Source organism: Corynebacterium sp. ACRPS (genome assembly GCF_022346005.1).
Classification (GTDB): Bacteria; Actinomycetota; Actinomycetes; order Mycobacteriales; family Mycobacteriaceae; genus Corynebacterium.
Window position 1 is genome coordinate 97,341 of record NZ_JAKRMY010000003.1, and the last position, 18,720, is coordinate 116,060.

At 62.6% G+C, this 18,720-nt stretch carries 18 protein-coding genes and 1 pseudogene; 6 read left to right on the top strand and 13 right to left on the bottom strand.

The window, feature by feature from the left end; translation table 11 throughout:
* The first annotated feature begins 84 nt into the window (after positions 1-84).
* From MHX65_RS11595 to MHX65_RS02750, 6 genes are all read left to right on the top strand, one after another.
* The gene (locus MHX65_RS11595) at positions 85-795 is read left to right on the top strand and encodes an ASCH domain-containing protein (protein WP_034657790.1); all 711 of its coding nucleotides are present in this window, start codon (positions 85-87) and stop codon (positions 793-795) included.
* Positions 796-1,228: 433 nt separating this feature from the next.
* A complete protein-coding gene (locus MHX65_RS02730; RefSeq protein WP_005284818.1) occupies positions 1,229-2,941 on the top strand; it encodes a carbon starvation CstA family protein in 1,713 nt (570 codons plus the stop codon).
* Positions 2,925-3,182, top strand: a complete 258-nt coding sequence (locus tag MHX65_RS02735; RefSeq protein ID WP_239268433.1) for a cory-CC-star protein — start codon at positions 2,925-2,927, stop codon at positions 3,180-3,182. Before MHX65_RS02730 ends, MHX65_RS02735 begins: the two co-directional genes overlap by 17 nt.
* Positions 3,173-4,114: an ArsA family ATPase gene (locus MHX65_RS02740; protein WP_239268435.1), complete on the top strand. Its 942-nt coding sequence runs from the start codon at positions 3,173-3,175 to the stop codon at positions 4,112-4,114. The genes MHX65_RS02735 and MHX65_RS02740 overlap by 10 nt, the downstream gene beginning before the upstream one ends.
* 57 nt (positions 4,115-4,171) lie before the next feature.
* On the top strand, positions 4,172-5,491 hold the full coding sequence (locus tag MHX65_RS02745; RefSeq protein WP_239268436.1) for an aminopeptidase C: 1,320 nt from the start codon (positions 4,172-4,174) through the stop codon (positions 5,489-5,491).
* A 13-nt stretch (positions 5,492-5,504) separates the two neighbouring features.
* Positions 5,505-6,806 (top strand): aminopeptidase C, encoded by a 1,302-nt coding sequence (locus tag MHX65_RS02750; RefSeq protein WP_239268438.1) that lies wholly within the window; start codon positions 5,505-5,507, stop codon positions 6,804-6,806.
* Positions 6,807-6,944: 138 nt separating this feature from the next.
* On the opposite strand, the gene MHX65_RS02755 is transcribed toward MHX65_RS02750, so the two are convergent.
* From MHX65_RS02755 to dacB, 13 genes and pseudogenes are all read right to left on the bottom strand, one after another.
* Positions 6,945-7,556 (bottom strand): GNAT family N-acetyltransferase, encoded by a 612-nt coding sequence (locus MHX65_RS02755; RefSeq protein ID WP_239268440.1) that lies wholly within the window; start codon positions 7,554-7,556, stop codon positions 6,945-6,947.
* Entirely contained in the window at positions 7,556-8,497 is a 942-nt protein-coding gene (locus MHX65_RS02760; protein WP_239268443.1) for a pantoate--beta-alanine ligase, read from the bottom strand. Before MHX65_RS02760 ends, MHX65_RS02755 begins: the two co-directional genes overlap by 1 nt.
* Positions 8,494-9,168 carry a hypothetical protein gene (locus tag MHX65_RS02765; protein WP_239268446.1) on the bottom strand — a complete coding sequence of 225 codons (675 nt, stop codon included), beginning with the start codon at positions 9,166-9,168 and terminating at the stop codon, positions 8,494-8,496. The genes MHX65_RS02760 and MHX65_RS02765 overlap by 4 nt, the downstream gene beginning before the upstream one ends.
* Complete coding sequence (locus MHX65_RS02770; RefSeq protein WP_239268448.1) at positions 9,169-10,245, bottom strand: DUF6779 domain-containing protein; 1,077 nt, start codon at positions 10,243-10,245, stop codon at positions 9,169-9,171.
* A gap of 5 nt (positions 10,246-10,250) precedes the next feature.
* Positions 10,251-10,724 carry a DUF3180 domain-containing protein gene (locus MHX65_RS02775; RefSeq protein WP_023023950.1) on the bottom strand — a complete coding sequence of 158 codons (474 nt, stop codon included), beginning with the start codon at positions 10,722-10,724 and terminating at the stop codon, positions 10,251-10,253.
* Positions 10,721-11,206, bottom strand: a complete 486-nt coding sequence (gene folK, locus MHX65_RS02780) for a 2-amino-4-hydroxy-6-hydroxymethyldihydropteridine diphosphokinase (RefSeq protein WP_023023952.1) — start codon at positions 11,204-11,206, stop codon at positions 10,721-10,723. Before folK ends, MHX65_RS02775 begins: the two co-directional genes overlap by 4 nt.
* 83 nt (positions 11,207-11,289) lie before the next feature.
* Positions 11,290-11,664 (bottom strand): annotated as a pseudogene (gene folB / locus MHX65_RS02785) (dihydroneopterin aldolase); the annotation flags it as partial.
* A gap of 2 nt (positions 11,665-11,666) precedes the next feature.
* Positions 11,667-12,626, bottom strand: coding sequence for a dihydropteroate synthase (folP, locus tag MHX65_RS02790; RefSeq protein ID WP_370657780.1), 960 nt, complete (start codon positions 12,624-12,626; stop codon positions 11,667-11,669).
* A 41-nt stretch (positions 12,627-12,667) separates the two neighbouring features.
* Positions 12,668-13,276 carry a GTP cyclohydrolase I FolE gene (folE, locus tag MHX65_RS02795; protein WP_237801155.1) on the bottom strand — a complete coding sequence of 203 codons (609 nt, stop codon included), beginning with the start codon at positions 13,274-13,276 and terminating at the stop codon, positions 12,668-12,670.
* Between the two features lie 11 nt (positions 13,277-13,287).
* A complete protein-coding gene (gene ftsH / locus MHX65_RS02800; RefSeq protein WP_239268451.1) occupies positions 13,288-15,684 on the bottom strand; it encodes an ATP-dependent zinc metalloprotease FtsH in 2,397 nt (798 codons plus the stop codon).
* 12 nt (positions 15,685-15,696) lie between these two features.
* The gene (gene hpt / locus MHX65_RS02805) at positions 15,697-16,284 is read right to left on the bottom strand and encodes a hypoxanthine phosphoribosyltransferase (RefSeq protein ID WP_005279498.1); all 588 of its coding nucleotides are present in this window, start codon (positions 16,282-16,284) and stop codon (positions 15,697-15,699) included.
* Positions 16,285-16,296: 12 nt separating this feature from the next.
* Complete coding sequence (locus MHX65_RS02810) at positions 16,297-17,379, bottom strand: tRNA lysidine(34) synthetase (RefSeq protein WP_239268453.1); 1,083 nt, start codon at positions 17,377-17,379, stop codon at positions 16,297-16,299.
* Positions 17,380-18,666: a D-alanyl-D-alanine carboxypeptidase/D-alanyl-D-alanine endopeptidase gene (dacB, locus tag MHX65_RS02815; RefSeq protein WP_239268456.1), complete on the bottom strand. Its 1,287-nt coding sequence runs from the start codon at positions 18,664-18,666 to the stop codon at positions 17,380-17,382.
* Positions 18,667-18,720: the final 54 nt, after the last annotated feature.

An 18,720-nucleotide genomic window follows, 5' to 3' on the forward strand; every position in this document is an offset into this window, starting at 1 on the left:
GTCCCAGGTTTTGTTCCGTTTGAGTAGATGGGAAAATCTGGGACACTTCAGATCGAAGCTGCTAGTAGTTACTACCATTAAAGCGTGATTACTAACGAACTTCGGGAATTAACAGCCAAAGCAGCCGCCCATGCGCAGCGCTTCCAAGACGGAGGAGACCACACCGTAGCCGCAGCTCTCCTGACCAAATCAGGAAAACACGTTCTCGGTTTAAACGCACACCATTTCCTTGGTGGCCCCTGTGGCGAAGTCTCTGCTTTAGCAAACCATGCCGCTAGTTATCCAGGGGATCCCATCCAAGCAGTAGTCGCCATATATGGACCTACCGGACAAGTAATTTCACCCTGTGGTAAATGCCGCCAGGTACTTTTTGATGTCGATCCATCTATCCAGTGTATTGTGCGCGGAAGCAACGGCCTCGTTGCGCCCACTGTGGAAGAACTTCTTCCATTCGCGTTTAACTTGCAAGACTTGGAAAAAGAGCAGCGCATCTACATGTGGGAAGGCTACGAGGATTCCATTCGGAGCGGAGAAAAGCGTCAAACAATCCGAGTAGATGATCCCTTCAATGAAGGAAAAGCCCAAATAGTCTTTGAGAAGGAAACCGGGGAAGTCGTCAGCTTACCCGCACAGGTCACAGCCGTTGTATCTACCCAGCGCGGGCTGCTGTCGGAAAAGCAAGCTAAAAATGACGGGTTCAATTCTCTATCCGAGCTTCACGAAGCTCTAGATACTCACTACCCCGGATTAGCGGATACAGACGAAGTTGACGTTGTAGAATTCGAGCTCCAGTAGACTAGCCAGACCGAAAATCGAATCATTCGCTACCTCGCCAAAAAGCCGCTGTTCGGAAATTTTTGAGATATTTCGTCAAGATTTACAAGTGCCGCCACCAAAGGGGTCCCAACTGCAGGAAGCGAGATAACGACTCCTCCATAAGTCCAGTCGATTGAGCCTTCGCCGTTAACCACGGTACTTCGGCACTACTGGCTACATGCCGCGCCAGCAGGGTCCTTTAATCCCGCCCGCTACCCGCGATTTGGCCCAGATATGTCCGCCAAGCCACGCCGAGCGCGCAAAGGAACGCATAAGCCCCTCCACCGCGTCCACATAGTGGGACACCACCCCCTTAATCCACCCGCACTGCAAGAATTTGTGTGAACCGTGACATACTGTTCAGACCTGTGATACACAACACCCCACCTTCGACGCGCAAGGAGACACAGCCATGAACTCTCTCATCCTTGTCATCATCGGCGTGGCGATGATGCTGGCCGGCTACCTGCTCTATTCCAAATTCCTGGGCAAGAGCATCTTCCGGCTATCAGAGAACTACACCACCCCGGCGCACCGCCTCAAAGACGGCGTGGATTACGTTCCCACCAATAAATACGTGCTGTGGGGCCACCACTTCACCTCCGTGGCGGGTGCGGCACCGATTATCGGCCCGGCAGTGGCCGTCATTTGGGGTTGGCTCCCGGCATTCCTGTGGGTCACGTTCGGCACCGTCTTTATCGCCGGCATGCACGACCTGGGCGCGCTATGGGCCTCGCAAAGGCACAAGGGTCAGTCGATTGGTACGTTGTCGGGGCGCTACATCGGCAAGCGCGGGCGCAACCTCTTCCTCATTGTGATCTTCTTGCTGCTGCTCATGGTCAATGCTGCCTTCGCCGTGGTGATTTCGAACCTGCTTATCTCCACGCCTTCGGCGGTCATTCCCACGTGGGGCGCCATCGCCGTCGCGCTGCTGATTGGGCAGGCCATCTACCGCCTGAACTGGAACCTGCCGCTGGTCTCCCTCGTGGGCGTGGTGGCGCTGTACTCGCTGATGGTCCTGGGTGACCGCTTCCCGGTCGTGCTGCCAGAGACGGTCCTGGGTATTCCCGCCAACGGCGTGTGGATCATCCTGCTATTTATCTACGCCTTCATCGCTTCGCTGCTGCCGGTGTGGGTACTGCTCCAGCCGCGCGATTACATCAATGGCCTGCAGCTTTTCGTCGGTCTTATCATCTTGTACGGCTCCTTCCTTATCACCCGTCCGGAGCTTGCCGCCCCTGCCGTGCGCGAGAACGTTCCTGACGGAACCCCGGGCATTTTCCCGCTGCTCTTTGTCACCATCGCCTGCGGCGCCATCTCTGGTTTCCACGGCATCGTGGCCTCGGGTACCTCGTCGAAGCAGATTGATAAGGAAACCGACGTTCGCTTCGTGGGTTACTTCGGCGCGGTGGGCGAGGGTCTGCTGGCGCTCGGCACCATCATCGCCACCACCGCCGGCTTTAAGACCCTGGCGAATTGGGAGGAAATCTACGCCGAGTGGAACGCCGGCGGCGTCAACGCCTTCGTGCAGGGAGGCGGCGCGCTGATGAATGAGGGCTTGGGCATTCCCACCTCATTGTCTGCCACCATCCTGGCGACCATGGCCGTACTCTTCGCCGCCACCACCATGGACTCCGGCGTGCGCCTGCAGCGCATCGTGGTCCAGGAAATCGGCGAAATCATGGGCATCCGCATTACGGCGCTGGTCTCTACCATCATCGCGGTGGGCCTGGCCTTCGGCCTGACCTTCTCCGCCGGTGCGGATGGCTCCGGTGGCATGACCATCTGGCCACTATTTGGTACCACCAACCAGCTCATGGCCAGCCTGTCCTTGGCCATCGTCGTGGTTATCCTCACCCACCTGCGCCGGCCTACCCTGCCGGTTATCATCCCGCTCATCTTCGTCACCATCATGTCGCTGTGGGCAGCGCTGCTACAGCTGAAATCCCTGTTTGCGGATCAGAACTGGCTGCTCTTCGGCATGGACGTCGTCATCGTCATCGCCTCCATCTGGGTCATCGTGGAGTCGATCGGCGCCATCTCCAACGCGCGCAAGGAACCACCGCTGGAGTGGACCGATGACGATACCGACGCTCCCCTTCCCCAGCATGCTCGACAAGCTTAAGGCCTTCGGCGCGGGACTCAATGAGTACTACCAGGCCCCGTACCGCGCCGTCTTTGCCAAGGCCCAGCAGCAAGAAGATGACCTATTTATGATGCTGGTGGCCTCGGAGGCGCTCGGCATCCCCAACCCCGCCAGCTACTACACGCTGGAGCTATTGCCGCTGGTCTACGAAGATTTCCATGCCTGGCACACACGCATGGGCATGGATAAATCACCCCTGGAGAATATTCAATGCTGCTAGAAACCGCGCCCATCATGTTCTTTGGCGGCAAGGGCGGCGTGGGCAAGACCACCCTCGCCACCGCCACGGCCCTGTCCCTTTCCCAGGACCACAACGTGCTCTTGGTCTCCACGGATCCGGCGCACAACCTGGGGCATATCTTTGATGCCACGCTTTCCGATGCCTCCTCTCACCTCACCCCATCCCTCTCCGCCATCGAGCTCGATCCTGCCCGGGCCACCGAGGAACACCTCACGACCGTGGGCGCCTCGATGCGCCGGTTCATGCCGGAGCACTTGCACGGCGAGGTAACAAAGCACCTAGATTTGGCCCGGCAATCCCCCGGCACGCAGGAGGCGGCGCTCTTGGAGCGCATGGCCACCTTGGTCGCTAACGCGGACGAGTATGACTACCTCATCTTCGATACCGCCCCGTCCGGTCACACCTCCCGGCTGATGGCCCTGCCGGAAATCATGGCGGCCTATACCGATGGGCTGCTTGCCCGGCGCGAGAAGTCCGATAAATTCGGCTCGCTGGTGCGCGGGATGTCCGCGGAGTCCGGTGCCGATAACGATCCGGTGGACCGGCGCAATCAGGAAATCCGAGCCACGCTCTTCCAGCGCCGCGAGCGCTTCGAGCACCTGCGCGCTGCGCTGACCTCTCAGCGCACCGTGTTCCATATCGTTCTCACCGCCGAGCGCCTGCCCGTCTTAGAATCCTCCGAGTTCCACGCGGATCTCACAGGCAATGGAGTGCGGGTGGGATCCATGCTGGTCAACCGCCGCACGCCCGCGGACCAAGGCGAGTTCCTAGCCGCCCGGCGCGCCGCAGAGGATGAAGCCTTAGCGCTCTTGCACGACAAGCTTCCAGGTACCCCGGTCCACGAGATCCCCTGGCTCCCAGAAGAGGTGGGAAACCCCGCGGCCGTGGCGCGACTAGCCGAGCACTTATAATGGCCCATTCGGCCCCAACGGCCTGGGGTGAGATCGCAGTCTGCTAAAACAGAGAATATGACTTTGCTCACCAATGACTTCCTGTCCCAATTGCGCGAGGAGGCCGCAGCGGACTCCCAGCTGCGCGTCGCGCGCAATGCCATTACCAGCGTAGGGGTGGCCAAGGCGGCCCTCGACCGTGACCGCATTACCGCCCTCTACCCCACCACCGAAGTAAAGCTCGACAGCCTCGGGGTTACCGACCAGATGCGCTCCGGGCGCTGCTGGATGTTTGCCGCGCTCAACGTATTCCGCCACCGCGCGGCCAAGGAGCTCAATATCGATGACTTTGAGTTTTCCTTTACCTACCTGCAGTACTTCGACAAACTAGAGCGCGCCAACTTCGTGCTCAACCAACTGCTGGATCTCACCGAAGACGGCACCGACTGGGATGACCGCGACGTGGCTACTTCCCTCGAGCTCACAGGCGACGACGGCGGCTGGTGGTCATTTTTCACCAACCTCGTGGACAAGTACGGTGCCGTACCGGCCGAGGTCATGCCTGAGGTGCACTCGTCCGGCCACACCGACCAGATGAACCGCGATATCGCCACCATCATCCGCCGCGCCGCGCACCGTGCGGTGGAAGGCGAGGGGGATCGCGGGGGCATTATCAAGCAAGCCCGCACCGATATCCAACGCGTGCTCGCCATTCACCTGGGCACCCCGCCCGAGGAATTCACGTGGAGCTACCGCACCAAGGACGATCAATTCTTCCGCGTGCACTCCACCCCGCGCGAGTTTGCGGATAAGTACCTGCCAAAGTTGGACGAGTACGTCGTGCTTGCCGATGATCCCCGTACCACCAACGATAAGCACCGCCTCTACACCAGCGCCGCCGTAAACAACGTCGCTGGCGGCGCGCCCGCCGGTTACCTCAACGTCGATGTGGACGAACTGCGCTCCGCCGCGCGCGCCAGCATCGAGGCCGGCGAGCCTGTGTGGTTTAGCTGCGATGTCGACCGCCAGTTCTCCTTCCAGAACGCCGTGTGGGACGAAGGCCTCGTCGATACCGATGGCCTCTACGGCATCGACTCCACCATGAGCAAGGAGGAGCGCTTTACCTCCGGCGAATCTGCACCCACCCACGCGATGGCGCTGACCGGCATCGATGGTGCACCCCGTGCATGGCGCGTGGAGAATTCCTGGGGCACCAAGGCGCCGCGCAAGGACGACGCCGATGAGGTACCCGGCAAGGGCTTTGCCACGATGTCGGATGAATGGTTCGGCGAAAACGTCTTCCACATCGTCGTGCGCAAGGAATTCCTCACTTCCGCGCAGCAACAAGCGCTAGAGACCGAGCCCATCGAGCTTCCCTTCTGGGACCGGATGGACTAAGGAGCATCGAGAAATGAATGAGATCAATCCACAGGAAGTTCACACCACCAACGCCACGCTTAGCAGCGAGCCGGCCATCAAGGCGGCGCGGAATGCGGTGGCGCAGGAGGGTATCGATAAGCTGAGCGTCGACCGCGATCTCGTGCGCGAGCTCACCACGGCGACCAGCCACAAGCTCGATAAGTGGGGCGCGGCCAACCAGAAGGCTTCTGGCCGCTGCTGGATTTTTGCGGGCCTGAATTCCCTGCGCGGTGGCATCATGGACCGCACCAATACCAAGGATTTCGAGCTTTCGCAGACCTACCTGTACTTCTACGACAAGCTGGAAAAAGCCAATTGGTTCCTCACTGCGGTAGACGAGCTCAAGGACCGCGAAATTACGGACCGCACCTTGACCAAGCTCATGGATGACCCCATTGGCGATGGCGGCCAGTGGTCCATGTTCGTCTCGCTGGTGGAAAAGTACGGCGTGGTGCCCAAGTACGCCATGCCGGAGACCGCGTCCTCCGAGGCCAGCGCCATGCTCAACCGCAACCTGCAGACCGTCCTGCGCCGCGCCGCCCACCAGATCCGCGTGGGCAAGTCTGGGGCGCAGGAGCAGGCGCTTGCCGATGTCTACCGCATCCTCACCGCCAACCTCGGCCTCCCGCCCACAGATTTCCAGTGGCAGTACCGCGATAAGGACGATAACTTCCACCGCGAGGGCACTTTTACCCCGCAGGACTTCGCCCGCGAGTACCTCCCGAAGGATCTGGGCGAGTACGTCTGCGTGGTCAATGACCCGCGCAATAACTACGGCGAGCTCTACACCGTGGACTACTTGGGCAACGTCGTCGGTGAAAAGGTCACCTACCTCAACGCCCCAGTCGAGGTATTGCGCGATGCCACCCGCTCTGCCATCGAGGATGGCCAGCCCGTCTGGTTCGGCTGCGATACCGGCCAGCAATCCGATGCCGATAGCGGCGTCTGGGCCAAGCGCCTGCACGATTATGAGGGGCTGTATGGGGTGGAAATGGGCATCGAGAAGCCGGACCGCCTCCGCCTCCACGAGTCCCTGATGACGCACGCGATGGTCTTTACCGGCGCGGATATCGCCGAGGGCGGCGACGTCACCCGCTGGCGCGTGGAGAATTCCTGGGGCACCGAGAAGGGCGACAAGGGCTTTTGGACCATGGCCGATGACTGGTTTGACGAGTACGTCTTCGAAATCGCCGTCCACCCGTCCCGCCTGCCTGAGCAGTACCAGGAGGCGCTCAAATCCTCCGATATCACCACCCTGCCAGCGTGGGATCCGATGGGCGCGCTGGCGAACTAACGCGGCGCGGGTGGCGCGGGCGGCGCGGGGAGGACCCGCGCCGCGAGAGTTCGTGCCGCGAAGTCTGTAGCGTTCGCCGATGTGGCTGCGTTGCGTGGCGTGACGCTCCGTTCGTTTGCGTGGCGTGACGCGGTAGCCTCACGCCACGTGGCGCACGTACAGCATGCAGGTAAGGTCGCGGTCCTTATCGATGGAGATTTGCTTCTCCCCCACCCGCTCAAAACCGCGGGAATCGTAGAACTGATAGGTGCAGCCATCGTCGGTGTAGAGGTAAATATCCTTGCCGGGGTGGCGCTCCTCAAAGGCCTCAATGAGCGCGGTGCCCACACCCTTCACACCCGAGTTCGGGTCAGCGACGAGAAAGCCGATTTCACCGTCCACGGTATTTTCGGCTAGGTAGCTGACCAACATGTCCTCGTTCGCGGCATCATAGTCACCGCGGTGCCCGCCAGGGCGCAGGCTATTGAAGAGATCCACGGCCTTGACATAAGCCTTGCGCCACCACGGATACGGCAGCGCTGGTTCGCCTTTAATCGATGCCAGAATCACGCCGAGGAAACGCCCATCATCGGCATAGGCGGCCAAAATATCGGTGGCCTGGGCCCGCTCTAAATCCCAAAAGTAACGGCCGTAGGCGCGCTCGAAGCGCGGGTTCTTCACAAACCAGTGCAGGTGCATGCCTTCGATGGCAAACTCAATCGCCTTGGGCTCATCGCGCGGGTCGAGGTCGCGGATGTGGATTTCGGTCATTAGTCCTCCGGGGATTGGTCTTGTTCGCGCTGCTTTTCGCGCTCGAGCTCGGCCTTAGCCTCGTGCTCTTCAATATTAGTGAACCCAATCCCCAACGGCAGGCCAACGTTGTCAATTAATCTAACTCCGCCAATGGTGGCCGCAACGAGCAGGCGGGCATCGCCCTCGGCGGGTGGCTCGCCCAGATCGCGGCCGCGCACCTCTAAGTATTCCGGTTCAACGCCGGCGGCTTCTAGGACACCTGCGGCAACCTCGCGAACCTTGTCTGCCCCCGCCTCTGCGGCATGTGCCCCGGCGGTAAGCGCGGCGGACAGGGCGGCTACGTCCTCCCTCTTATCTTCGGGCACGCGGGTATTGCGCAGGCTCATCACCACGCCATCGGGCATGCGCACGGCGGGTACGCCCTGCACGCGAACCCCGAGGTGCAGGTCCTGCACCGCATGGTGAATGGCCAAGAGGAGCTCGTAGTCTTTTTCCCCGATGAGGACATCGGTGGGCGACAGTGCCATCATCAGCGTGAGGTAGAGGGTGAGCTCGCCTGATAGATCGGGCTCTAAGCCTTCAGGTGCAGATTCAGCATCAGGCGTCTGCTCGGCAGCGGCGGAGTTCGCGGCGTCGCGTTCGACGGCGACGCCGCGAGCCGAGATAGTAATCCGGCGACCATTGGGCCAGAGTTTGTCGGGCGTGTAATCCCAGATGACGTCCACGCCCTCGGCGCGCAGGAGATCTACATCCTCGGCACGAGGTTCCTGGAGGGCCACGACGGTCACCGCGCCGCGGATACGACGGGCCGCACGCACCAGCGCGATATGCCCGGCATGCACGCCGATGGTCAGCGGCACGAAGGCCACGGGGCGACCGGTCTTGCGCAGCGCGCTTCCCACCATGCGGATGCGGTCGACCTCGCTGATGACGGTGGCTTGTCCCATCTTCAAGCTCATCGGGATTCCTCCTGCAAGGCCCACATTTCCAATTCGGTGCGATCTTCTACTTCACCCAAGCGCCGAGCGGTTTCTAAGTAGTGGCGGCGCATTCCGGGATCCGTGGCGCCGCGGTAGGCCGCAATGATGTCCTCTGTATCGATGTCGAATTCAGACGGTGGGATCTCATCGAACTCGGCAAAGAAATTGGCTTCTACGGCCGCTGCTAGGTGCAAGCGGCTGAGCATTTCTATGTAGTAGGAGCGGGCGGCGAAGGCGGGACGCTCAGCATCGGAAAGCGGCACTGCCTGCCCCCGGAATTCGCTCACTACGAAGTCAGCGATATTTTCGCCCAACTCATCCAGCGTGGATACTGCCCAGCGCCCGCCCGCCATGGGGGCGACGGCCGCCACGATACAACCGTGGGTCTCCAGCGGGTCAAGGCCTTGCACGCCTCGGGACAGGCACGTGTGGAAAGCGATGAGCCCCTTGTGCACGTGGTCCTGGACCAGCTCGACGGCAGCGTCCAGCCGTGCCTCACCCACTGCCAGAATCAGCGCCTGGAAGGAGCCAAGTTCGGCCGGATCATTGAGCATCTCCACGGTGTGGCCGGCGCGCTCCATGGCAGTGGCCAGGGAAATCCCGGCGAGGCTGCGCCCGAAAAGGGCAACGCGCATGCGCGGTGGACGCATTTATTTATCCTTCTTCATCTGTGCCAACAGCTCCGAGACGGACACGGAACCATCGCGCTGTTCATCGCTGCGGCGGCGACCGCGGGTCTGCTGCTGGCGGCGCGAGGCCGATTGCTTCTGCTCGGCGGCCACGTGGTGGCCCGAACCCTTGTACTCCTCGCGCGCATCCTTGCCGGTGGTCTGCTGCGGGATGTTCTGGGTCACCGCATCGGAAGCCGGCTCGGATGCGGTATCAGCCTCTGGCTTGCGGTGGCTACCTCGTGCGCCAGAGTGAGCTGCGTTGCCAGAGCCCGACTGCCGAGAGCCTTGGCGCTTGATATTGGAGTCCCCACCCGAATCCCAGCGCACGGCCTGGAAGCTGCCGGTATCGAAGGAAACGTCCTTCGGCTCCTTCGCCCCCGCGGCCTCGCTGGACGTGGCGGGCTTGGGGGCATCGGCAAGCGGCTCGGCGGTCCGGCCGGTGCTGCGCTGCGCGCGGGTGTTTTCACTGATGATCTCATTGAGCGGGTTAGAGTCCGCGTGCGCACCGGAGGGCTGATTGCCCAGGCGGCCGGCGATGGCATCGGCCGACGGCGCGCCGGAAGAGGCCTGCTCAAAGTCGATGTCTTCCTCCCGGCGGTGGGACGCCGCGGCGGTCTGGGCCTCCAGCTCCATGATGCGGCGCGCCTCAGCGTGCAGGGCGGCGGGCTCGTAGGTGAACTCGTGGCCGGACAAATCCTCGATCTGCTTCCGGATAGAGGCCAGCTCGGTGCGGATCTCATCGAGGATCTGCTGATCCGGCAGCTCCTTGCCTTCGGCTGCGCGGGCCTGCTTGAGCTCCGCGCGGTGGGCGCGCTCCTGTAGCTCCAGCTTGGTCACGGATTCCTCGGCCTGGCGGCGGTAGCGCATTACCAAGAAAAAGCCCACCACCGCGGCCCACAGGGCGGCAATCAGCGCAATCTTGAGCGCCGCTGCCGAGCCGGAAATGAGCATGACGATGCTGGCGATGACGGCCAAGATGACAAGGGCGATAATCCCAATTTGTCCCAAATCCGGCGAGGACGACGAGTTTTTGGAAGAAGAGCGCGGCTGAGTCATGCTCCCTAATGTACCGCTTGAAGCCCGTCCGGTGGCGGCGGGGTCTCACAGTGTCGCTCCAATCGCAGGCCAGCCGCAGACATGGCGATGCCGCCAATCGCGGATGCGAGCACTCCCACCAGATCATCGGAAGCCGCGACAAGGGTGCCCGCATTCGGGATGACATACACCGCCACCCCTGCATAGAGCCCGCCGACGATCGCACCCGTCCACGCCGAAGCCTTGCCCACCAGCATGAACTGCGCGATGGTCATCGGATTAAGCTGCGAATTATCTAGCCCGATGCCGTGATCCTCATCGGTGGCCTTATCCACTTTCCAGGTAAGCCCCAAGCACACCACCACCATGAGCCATAGCGTGGCAGATACCGTGACCGGGATGGACATCATGGAGCCATAAAAGCGCGTGGTGAGGATGGCCGCCGCGGCTGCCATGAATATCCCAACACCGATAAGCGCACCGAGCGAGGTTCGTTTCATAACTCCTCCATCAGGCCCAAGCGGTGGATATTGACGGTTTCCTGCGGGTCCAACGCGGCAACCAGCGCGGAGACATCCTGTCCCTTCAACTTAGCAGCCGGCTCGGCGGCCAACCAGGGTATAAGCACGAATGCGCGCTCGTGGGCATAGGGATGCGGGACGATAAGTTCCGCATCGGAGGAGCTATAGCCCTCGATATCGACGATGTCCACGTCCAGGGTGCGCGGGCCCCAGTGGCGCACGCGCACGCGCTCAGCCGCCTCTTCCAGCTTCTGGCCGCGCCGTAAGAGCTCCAGCGGGCTCTCCTCGACGTCCACGATGAGCACCGCATTCAAGAATTCATCCTGGTCCGTTACTCCCCACGGCGGGGTGGCATAGACGGGCGAGGCCGCCACGATGTCCTCGCGGAACTCGGTAAATACCGTGCGCAAAAGCTCCACGCGGTCATCCATATTGGAGCCGATGGATAGTACCGCGCGCATTACTGACTCCCGGGGTTCGTGCCGGGGCGCTGCGCGTCGGCTCCCTGCGGAGTTCCCACCTGCGGAGCGGGCCGTGGGGCTCCGGTGCGCGCGTGCTTGCGGGAGCGGCGGGCGACGACGGCGACATCGGCAAAAGTGCGCGGGATCGGCGCCTTGGGCTTGTGCACGGTCACTTCCACCGCGTGCAGGTCGGCGAAGGATTCCATGATGGTATCGGCCACCTCGCTGGCGACGGTCTCAATGAGGTCGCGGGAGGGGCCTTCGACGATGCTGGCGGTGACATCGGCAAGCTCTGCGTAATTGATGGTCTTGGTCAGATCATCGTGAGCTGCGGCCTCGGCAAACTCGGACCAGCAGGTGATATCGACGATGAAGGGCTGGCCGGTGCGCTTTTCCTCATCAAAGACGCCGTGGTAGCCAAAGCACTCTAGGCCGGTTAATTCGATGCGATCTGCCATGGTTAATTCCTTTCCGTACCCATCGCGGTAGAGGTCACTGTGCCCGTGCCGGTGGCGGCATTGCGGTAGCTGCCGGTGGCATTGGCGCCGCCTACATAGGACTCGCCGGCGTTCCACGCGGCGGCCACGTCGACGGCATCGCGGGATACGCCCACCTCGTGCACGCGCACGCCCCACGCGCCCATCTGGGCGGAAATGGCGGTCACGGCGGCGGTGGCGGGATCGGCAAGCAGCGGGCTGGCCTCTACCCCGCGGTCCGCCCGAATGGCGGCGAGGAAGCGCTTGCGCGAGGCACCCACCAAGATGGGAAATTCCCCGTCCAGAAACTCGGGCAGGGCCTGCAGCAGCGCCCAGTTATCCTGCGGGCTCTTGGCAAAGCCGAGGCCCGGATCCAGCACTATATTCTCCCTTTTCACGCCCGCATCCAGGGCGTTATTGCTCAGGCGCTCGAGGGTCTCGTGCACGTCGCGCACTACATCGCCGCCGTGATCCGCCGTGCCCGCCGCGGATCCGAACGCGCCTTCCTGCAGCGTCCGCCAGTGCATGAGGCAGACGGGCACGCCGGCATCGGCCATGGCGGCATACATTTCGGGGTCTGCGAGGCCGCCGGAGACATCGTTAATCATGTCCACCCCGGCCGCGGCCGCCGCGGCGGCAACCGAGGCGCGCATCGTGTCCACCGAGGTGCGAATGCCCTGCTCGTGCAGTGCTTGGATGACCGGGACCACGCGGTCGGCTTCTTCTTGTGCTTCCACGCGCACCGCGCCCGGGCGGGTGGATTCGCCGCCCACATCGATCATGTCCGCACCCTGTTCCACCAGCTCGCGGGCATGATTGGTGGCGGCGTCAAAGTCGAGCCACCGCCCGCCATCGGAAAAGGAATCCTTTGTAACATTCACGATGCCCATGACGAGCGTGCGCTTCGCGATGGTCAACTCTGCAACTGAGGAAGCCGGGTGCACTGCGTTCTCCTTTTCGCTCGACAAACTCGACTGCGTACGCGCTACGTACGAATAAAACTGAGCACTTCTGCGCGCGAGGCGGCGTTATTTTTAAACCCGCCGCGTACCGCGGAAGTCGTTGTGGTTGCGCCCGGCTTACGGATACCGCGCATGGCCATGCACAAGTGCTCGCACTCGATGACCACGATGACGGATTGGGCTTCGAGGACATTAACGAGCGCATCGGCAATCTGCTGGGTCAGGCGCTCTTGGACCTGCGGGCGCTTGGCATACAAATCCGCCAGGCGGGCCAGCTTGCTCAGCCCGGTGACGTGCCCGTCCTTGCCGGGAATATAGCCAATATGCGCCACGCCATAAAACGGCACGAGGTGGTGCTCGCAGGTGGAGTAGATGGGAATATCGCGCACCAAGACCAGTTCCTGGTGATCCTCAGCAAAGGTCTTATGCAGCACCTCCGTCGGATCCTCGTGCAGGCCGGCGAAGACCTCACGGTAGGCGCGAGCCACACGTGCCGGGGTTTCGCGCAGGCCTTCGCGGTCAGGATCCTCACCAACGGCAAGGAGCAGCTCGCGGACGGCCGCCTCCGCCCGCTCGTGGTCATACGGCGCGCGGGCGGGCACCTGCTGGGGATCAGTGTGATTTTCAGACATGCACGTACTTCTTACTCTTCGTCATCGCGCGGCTTTTCCGCATCGCGCGCGTAGGGATTATCGCGGCGGGAAGACTCATTCCACCCTGGGGTAAACCATTGGCTGGTTTCTCCCTCTGGCTTGTGGTGCTTTCCCCTGCTTTCCGATGCCGAATCCGTTCGACCTTCCCCACCGTCGCTGCTGCCGTGGTCGCTCTGGTCGGCGCGGTCGCCGTGGTCGCTCTGGTCGGCGCGGTCGTTCTGGTCGTTTCGGCCGCTGCGTCCATCGCTGCGGCCGCTCTGGTCAGTTCGGTCTTCGCGGTGGCTGCTGCCACCGCCGTGCAGCTCGCGCACCGTTTCGGGGTTCACGTAGTCGCCGGCGTGCTGGCCGAAGTTAAAGCCAACCTCGCCCTTGATCTCTTCGCCGGCGAGGCGGCGCTCGCGGGCTGCCCGGGAGGCATCGAGAAGCGTCATGCGTTTAGGAAGTTCCTCGCCGCGCTCCTTGGCCAGCTCAACCGGGGTCTTGACCGGCGCGTAACCAATCTGGCGCGGGAAGCGATCGTCTTCGCCGGGGAAGACATCATAGGCATCGCGCGGCTCAATGCCGTCGAAGATGCTCTCCAGGTCCGGTCGGCGCAGGGTCTCCTTCTCCAGGAGGGCCTCGGCCAGCTTGTCCAGGAACTCGCGGTTGGTGCGCAGGATGTCGTAGGCCTGCTCGTGCGCGCGCTCGAGGAGGTAGCGCATCTGCTCATCGATCTTGGAGGCAAGGTCATCCGAGTAATCGATGGAGCCGCCACCCCCGCCCATCTGGCTGAACGGATCGCCCTGCTCCTGGCCGTACTTGACGGTGCCCAGGTCAGGAGAAAAGCCGTATTCCGTCAGCATCGCGCGGGCGATCTTGGTGGCGTTCTCGATATCGGAGGACGCACCCGTGGTGGGAGCGCCGAAGACCAATTCCTCGGCGGCGCGGCCACCCATGGCAAAGACCAAGCGGGAAAACAGCTCGTCGCGGGTGTACATGCCCTTGTCGTCTTCCTGCGAGGTCATGGCGTGGCCACCAGTGCGGCCGCGGGCCAGGATGGTGACCTTGTACACGCGCTCGATATCCTTGAGCGCCCACGCGGACAGGGTGTGGCCACCCTCGTGGTAGGCGGTGACCTTCTTCTCGTGCTCGGAGATGATCTTGCCTTGGCGCCGTGGACCGCCCACCACGCGGTCGGTGGCTTCTTCCAACGCGTCATAGGTAATGACGTTGCCGCCGATGCGGGCGGTGAGAAGCGCGGCCTCGTTAAGCACATTGGCAAGGTCCGCACCGGACATGCCGGCGGTGCGCTTGGCCAGCTGCGCCACATCGACCTCTTCCGCCAAAGGCTTGTCCTTGGCGTGGACGCGCAGGATCTGCTCACGGCCGGCCAGATCCGGGTTGGTGACCGGAATCTGGCGGTCGAAACGGCCCGGGCGCAGCAATGCGGGGTCCAAAATATCTGGGCGGTTGGTGGCCGCGATGAGGATAACGCCCTCGCGATCGCCAAAGCCGTCCATCTCCACCAGCAGCTGGTTCAGGGTCTGCTCGCGCTCATCGTGCCCGCCGCCGGTTCCGGATCCGCGCTGGCGCCCCACGGCGTCGATCTCGTCCACGAAGATGATGCACGGGCTGTGCTCTTTGGCCTGTTTGAACAGGTCACGCACGCGGGAGGCACCCACACCGACGAACATCTCCACGAAGTCCGAACCGGAGATGGAATAAAAAGGCACGCCGGCCTCGCCCGCAACGGCGCGGGCCAACAGGGTCTTACCGGTACCCGGAGGGCCATAAAGCAGCACGCCACGCGGAATCTTCGCGCCGAGCTCGTAATAACGGGAAGGATCATCAAGGAAGTCCTTGATTTCCTGCAGCTCATCCACGGCCTCATCGGCGCCGGCAACATCCTCGAAGGTATTGGTCGGCATATCCTTGGTCAGCTCCTTGGCCTTGGAGCTGCCGATGCCGAACATGCCGCCTGCACCCTGCTGCATGCGGGACATGAGCCAGAACAGCAGGGCGAAGAGGATGACCATCGGCAGCAGGAAGCTGAGCATGGAGCCCAAGAACGAATCCTGGGTGACGTTGGTCTGATACTTCTCCGCACCCGAATCCTTGACCGCATCAAAGACCTGCTCGGAGGCGCGCGCGGGGTACTGAGACACGATCTCTTGTACGCCCTCGCGCTCTTCTACCGTGATTTCGTCCTTGAGCTTGATGCGCAGGCGCTGCTCGCGGTCATCAATTTCTACCTCGTCAACGTTTTTATCCTGCAGCTGTTTCAGGGCCACGGAGGTATCCGTGTCCACATATCCGCGGGTCTCGTTGCTAAAAAACGTAAAGGCGTACAGCGCTACGAGGATCAGTGCCGCAATGCCGCCGTAGCGAAGGAGTTTATTGTTTTTCATTACTGCGCGATTTTAGTTGGTGGTATAGACATCAGGGTGAAGGGTGCCCACAAAGGGCAGGTCGCGGTAGCGTTCCGCGTAGTCAAGGCCATAGCCAATGACGAATTCATTGGGGATATCAAAGCCGACATCGAGCAGATCGATCTGCGCTTTTACCACTTCCGGCTTGCGCAACAAGGTCACCACGTTGAGCGACTTCGGGTTGCGCCCCCGCAGGTTGCGAATGAGCCAGGATAGCGTCAGGCCCGAGTCGATGATGTCTTCCACGATGACCACATCGCGCCCGGCGATATCACGGTCCAAGTCCTTCAAGATGCGCACCACCCCAGAAGAAGACGTGGAGGCGCCGTACGAGGAGACGGCCATAAACTCCAGCTCCGAGGGGATGGATAGCTTGCGCGCGAAGTCCGTCAGGAAAAAGGCCGCACCCTTTAATACGCAGACCAAAAGCAGGTCCTGCTCGGCGTCGGCATATTTCTCAGATACCGCATCCGCCAGCTGCTGGACGCGGTCTTTAATTTCCTCTTCCGTGATGAGGATTGCTTCTACATCGTCTCCGTAGCGGTTTGCGGGGACGGCGAAGTCTTTCTTGTCGTGCACGTGTGCGCTCCTTTAATGACCAGACAATAGTGCCAGTTTGCCACCTATACGTGCTACTTCCAACCTCTGCCCCGCCTGCCGCACCGAACTCACAGCCACCGGCCCTTGTCCGTGCCAGTTGGTACACAGCTTGCCGATGCCCCCAATCCCCTCCCTCGTCACCTTCACTCCCCGCTCGATGAGCCAGGCCGCAATAGCGCGCCGGCGTCGCGGCTCCGGCAGCGCGGCCAAATCCGCACAGTCCGCGGTGGCCGCCGTGGCGAGGTATTCTTCATCGCGCGCGGTATCCATCGCCGCCTGCGCCAGCGCCGGTACCGCATCACCGCCGATGACCCGCGATAGCTCCGGGATGATTTCGCGGCGCAGCGCTACCCGCCGAAAATCCGTATCCGCGTTCTGCGGGTCCTGCCACACCTCAAGCCCCAGCTCCGCACACGCGCCCTCCGTATCGGCACGGCGCACCTGCAGGAAAGGCCGCACCACCCGCGCGCCTTCCACCACTGCTCGCTCCGGCATGCCGGCCACGCGGCCGCGCAGGGCACCAAGGAGGAGCGTTTCCGCCTGGTCATCGGCCGTATGCGCCACGGCAATCTCCAGCGCCCTTTCTCCTCTGCGCGAAGCTCCGTCTTCGCGCGGGGCTTTCCCGCGCGCAGCTTCCTCCCCAGGCCCCGCGTCTCGTTCGCGCGGCTCAGCCCGGCGCGAGGCTGCGTTCTCGCGGCTCTCGCACCCCTCGCACACGGCCGCGGACATCGCTTGGTAGCGCGCTTGCCGAGCCGCCGCTTCCAGCGAATTCCCCGCTTCCTCCGATACCCGAACTGCGAGCACCCGCGCCCGCGCACCCAAGCTTTCTGCTTGCCGAGCGGCCCTTTCGGCCTGCTCACGCGAACCGTCTTGTAAGCCGTGGTCGACGCACAGCGCGATCACGTCATGACCCTCAGCTATCATCGCCGCGCACAGCGCCAGAGAATCGGCGCCGCCGGATAGCCCTACCGCCACGGTGTGATCCATCTTCGCCGCGCGGACCGCGCGCCGGCAGGCCAAAAAATGCGGCGAGACCCGCGGCCAAAATAGCGTTACTCCAGGCTGTGGGCTCATTTAAAACTCGTGCAGCGCCGCGGCGAGGTCATCTTGGGCAGCGCGCGCCGCCATAATCTCGCCATCATTGACCAAGAAGGCAAAGGAATATACGCGCCCGGATTGGCCTTGCGCGGTGCCCGCCAGCGCGGAAACACCCGTCAAGGTGCCGGTCTTCGCGCGGACAAACCCCCGCGCCGCAGACTCCCCGTAGCGCTCGTGCAGCGTGCCGTCGCCACCTGCGACCGGCAAATACGCCGCCAAGGGGCGCAACTGCGGTTCCTCGACCGCGCCGTTGACAATCTCCGCCAACACCCTCGCTCTCAACCGGTTATCTACCGAAAGGCCCGAGTTGTCCTTGATATCCACGCCGCTGACGTCGAACCCGTGCTCGCGCAGCACATCCAGCGTGGCTTGGGTGTCGACCTGGAAGCTGGGCTGTTTGCCGCGGGCATCGGCAAGCTCGCGGGCAATGGCCTCCGCCATGACGTTATCGGAATGCCGCACCATCTCCAGCGCGCGCTCGCTCAGGGGCGCCGACTCGACGCTGGCCAGCTCCTCCGCACCGTCAGCCATCGTGCCCGCGGCGAATTTATCCGTGCCCAAGCGCTTGGCCAGCTCTCCCGCGACGTCGAGGGCCGGGGTGTGGCTGCGCGGGACATCGCCCTCCGTAGCGCCGATGCGACCACCGTACAGCATGGCCGGCTCCATGGGCGCGACGAAGCCCTCATCCACGTTCTCCGGATCCCAGCCCGGCGCCTGCGGCTCGCCCGCCCACGCGGAGGTATCGATGTACACGCCCGCCACCTGGGTGCCGGTCTTTTCAATCTGGTCCGCGAGGTCATCGAGCTGCTCGTTGGTCATCCAGACATCGCCAGCTGCCTTGATAACCACGTTGTTCGGATCCTTGCCGCGGTAGACCTTGGTAGTAATCCGCTTGGACTCATCCAGTGCCAGCGTTGCCGCGGCGGTGGTCAACACCTTCGTCGAGGAAGCCGGGGTCAGCGCCTTATCCGCATCGCGCTCCCAGACCACCGAGCCGGTCTCACTATCGATGACCTGCCCGCCAAAGGTGGCCAAATCCTCGTTCTTGCCCAGCTCATCGAGCTTCGCGCTGAGCGCCGCAAAATCCACGTCCTGCGCCTTAGCCGGCTGCAGGGGATTCTCCGGGGCCTGGACCGTTTCGGCCTCGCCATGCGAAAGATCGCCGTACTCGCGCTGGATGGTAACCCCCAGCGCAGCCGTGCCCCCGACCGCCGCCGTGACCACCAGCGCGGTTACTGACCACCAAACCTTCTTAGCTTTCATCGCCACCAACCCTAGCGCGGATGGGCGACGCGCTAGACTATTGACGGTAATTAA

Bases quoted from the DNA above. Each gene is read 5' to 3' on its own strand.
- MHX65_RS02810 (WP_239268453.1), bottom strand. From the start codon at position 17,379: ATGAGCCCACAGCCTGGAGTAACGCTATTTTGGCCGCGGGTCTCGCCG.
- MHX65_RS02765 (WP_239268446.1), bottom strand. From the start codon at position 9,168: ATGCGTCCACCGCGCATGCGCGTTGCCCTTTTCGGGCGCAGCCTCGCC.
- MHX65_RS02770 (WP_239268448.1), bottom strand. From the start codon at position 10,245: ATGACTCAGCCGCGCTCTTCTTCCAAAAACTCGTCGTCCTCGCCGGAT.
- MHX65_RS02755 (WP_239268440.1), bottom strand. From the start codon at position 7,556: ATGACCGAAATCCACATCCGCGACCTCGACCCGCGCGATGAGCCCAAG.
- folE (WP_237801155.1), bottom strand. From the start codon at position 13,276: ATGTCTGAAAATCACACTGATCCCCAGCAGGTGCCCGCCCGCGCGCCG.
- MHX65_RS02775 (WP_023023950.1), bottom strand. From the start codon at position 10,724: ATGAAACGAACCTCGCTCGGTGCGCTTATCGGTGTTGGGATATTCATG.
- MHX65_RS02740 (WP_239268435.1), top strand. From the start codon at position 3,173: ATGCTGCTAGAAACCGCGCCCATCATGTTCTTTGGCGGCAAGGGCGGC.
- MHX65_RS02760 (WP_239268443.1), bottom strand. From the start codon at position 8,497: ATGAGCTTGAAGATGGGACAAGCCACCGTCATCAGCGAGGTCGACCGC.
- MHX65_RS02730 (WP_005284818.1), top strand. From the start codon at position 1,229: ATGAACTCTCTCATCCTTGTCATCATCGGCGTGGCGATGATGCTGGCC.
- MHX65_RS02745 (WP_239268436.1), top strand. From the start codon at position 4,172: ATGACTTTGCTCACCAATGACTTCCTGTCCCAATTGCGCGAGGAGGCC.
- folK (WP_023023952.1), bottom strand. From the start codon at position 11,206: ATGCGCGCGGTACTATCCATCGGCTCCAATATGGATGACCGCGTGGAG.
- MHX65_RS02735 (WP_239268433.1), top strand. From the start codon at position 2,925: ATGCTCGACAAGCTTAAGGCCTTCGGCGCGGGACTCAATGAGTACTAC.
- ftsH (WP_239268451.1), bottom strand. From the start codon at position 15,684: ATGAAAAACAATAAACTCCTTCGCTACGGCGGCATTGCGGCACTGATC.
- dacB (WP_239268456.1), bottom strand. From the start codon at position 18,666: ATGAAAGCTAAGAAGGTTTGGTGGTCAGTAACCGCGCTGGTGGTCACG.
- MHX65_RS02750 (WP_239268438.1), top strand. From the start codon at position 5,505: ATGAATGAGATCAATCCACAGGAAGTTCACACCACCAACGCCACGCTT.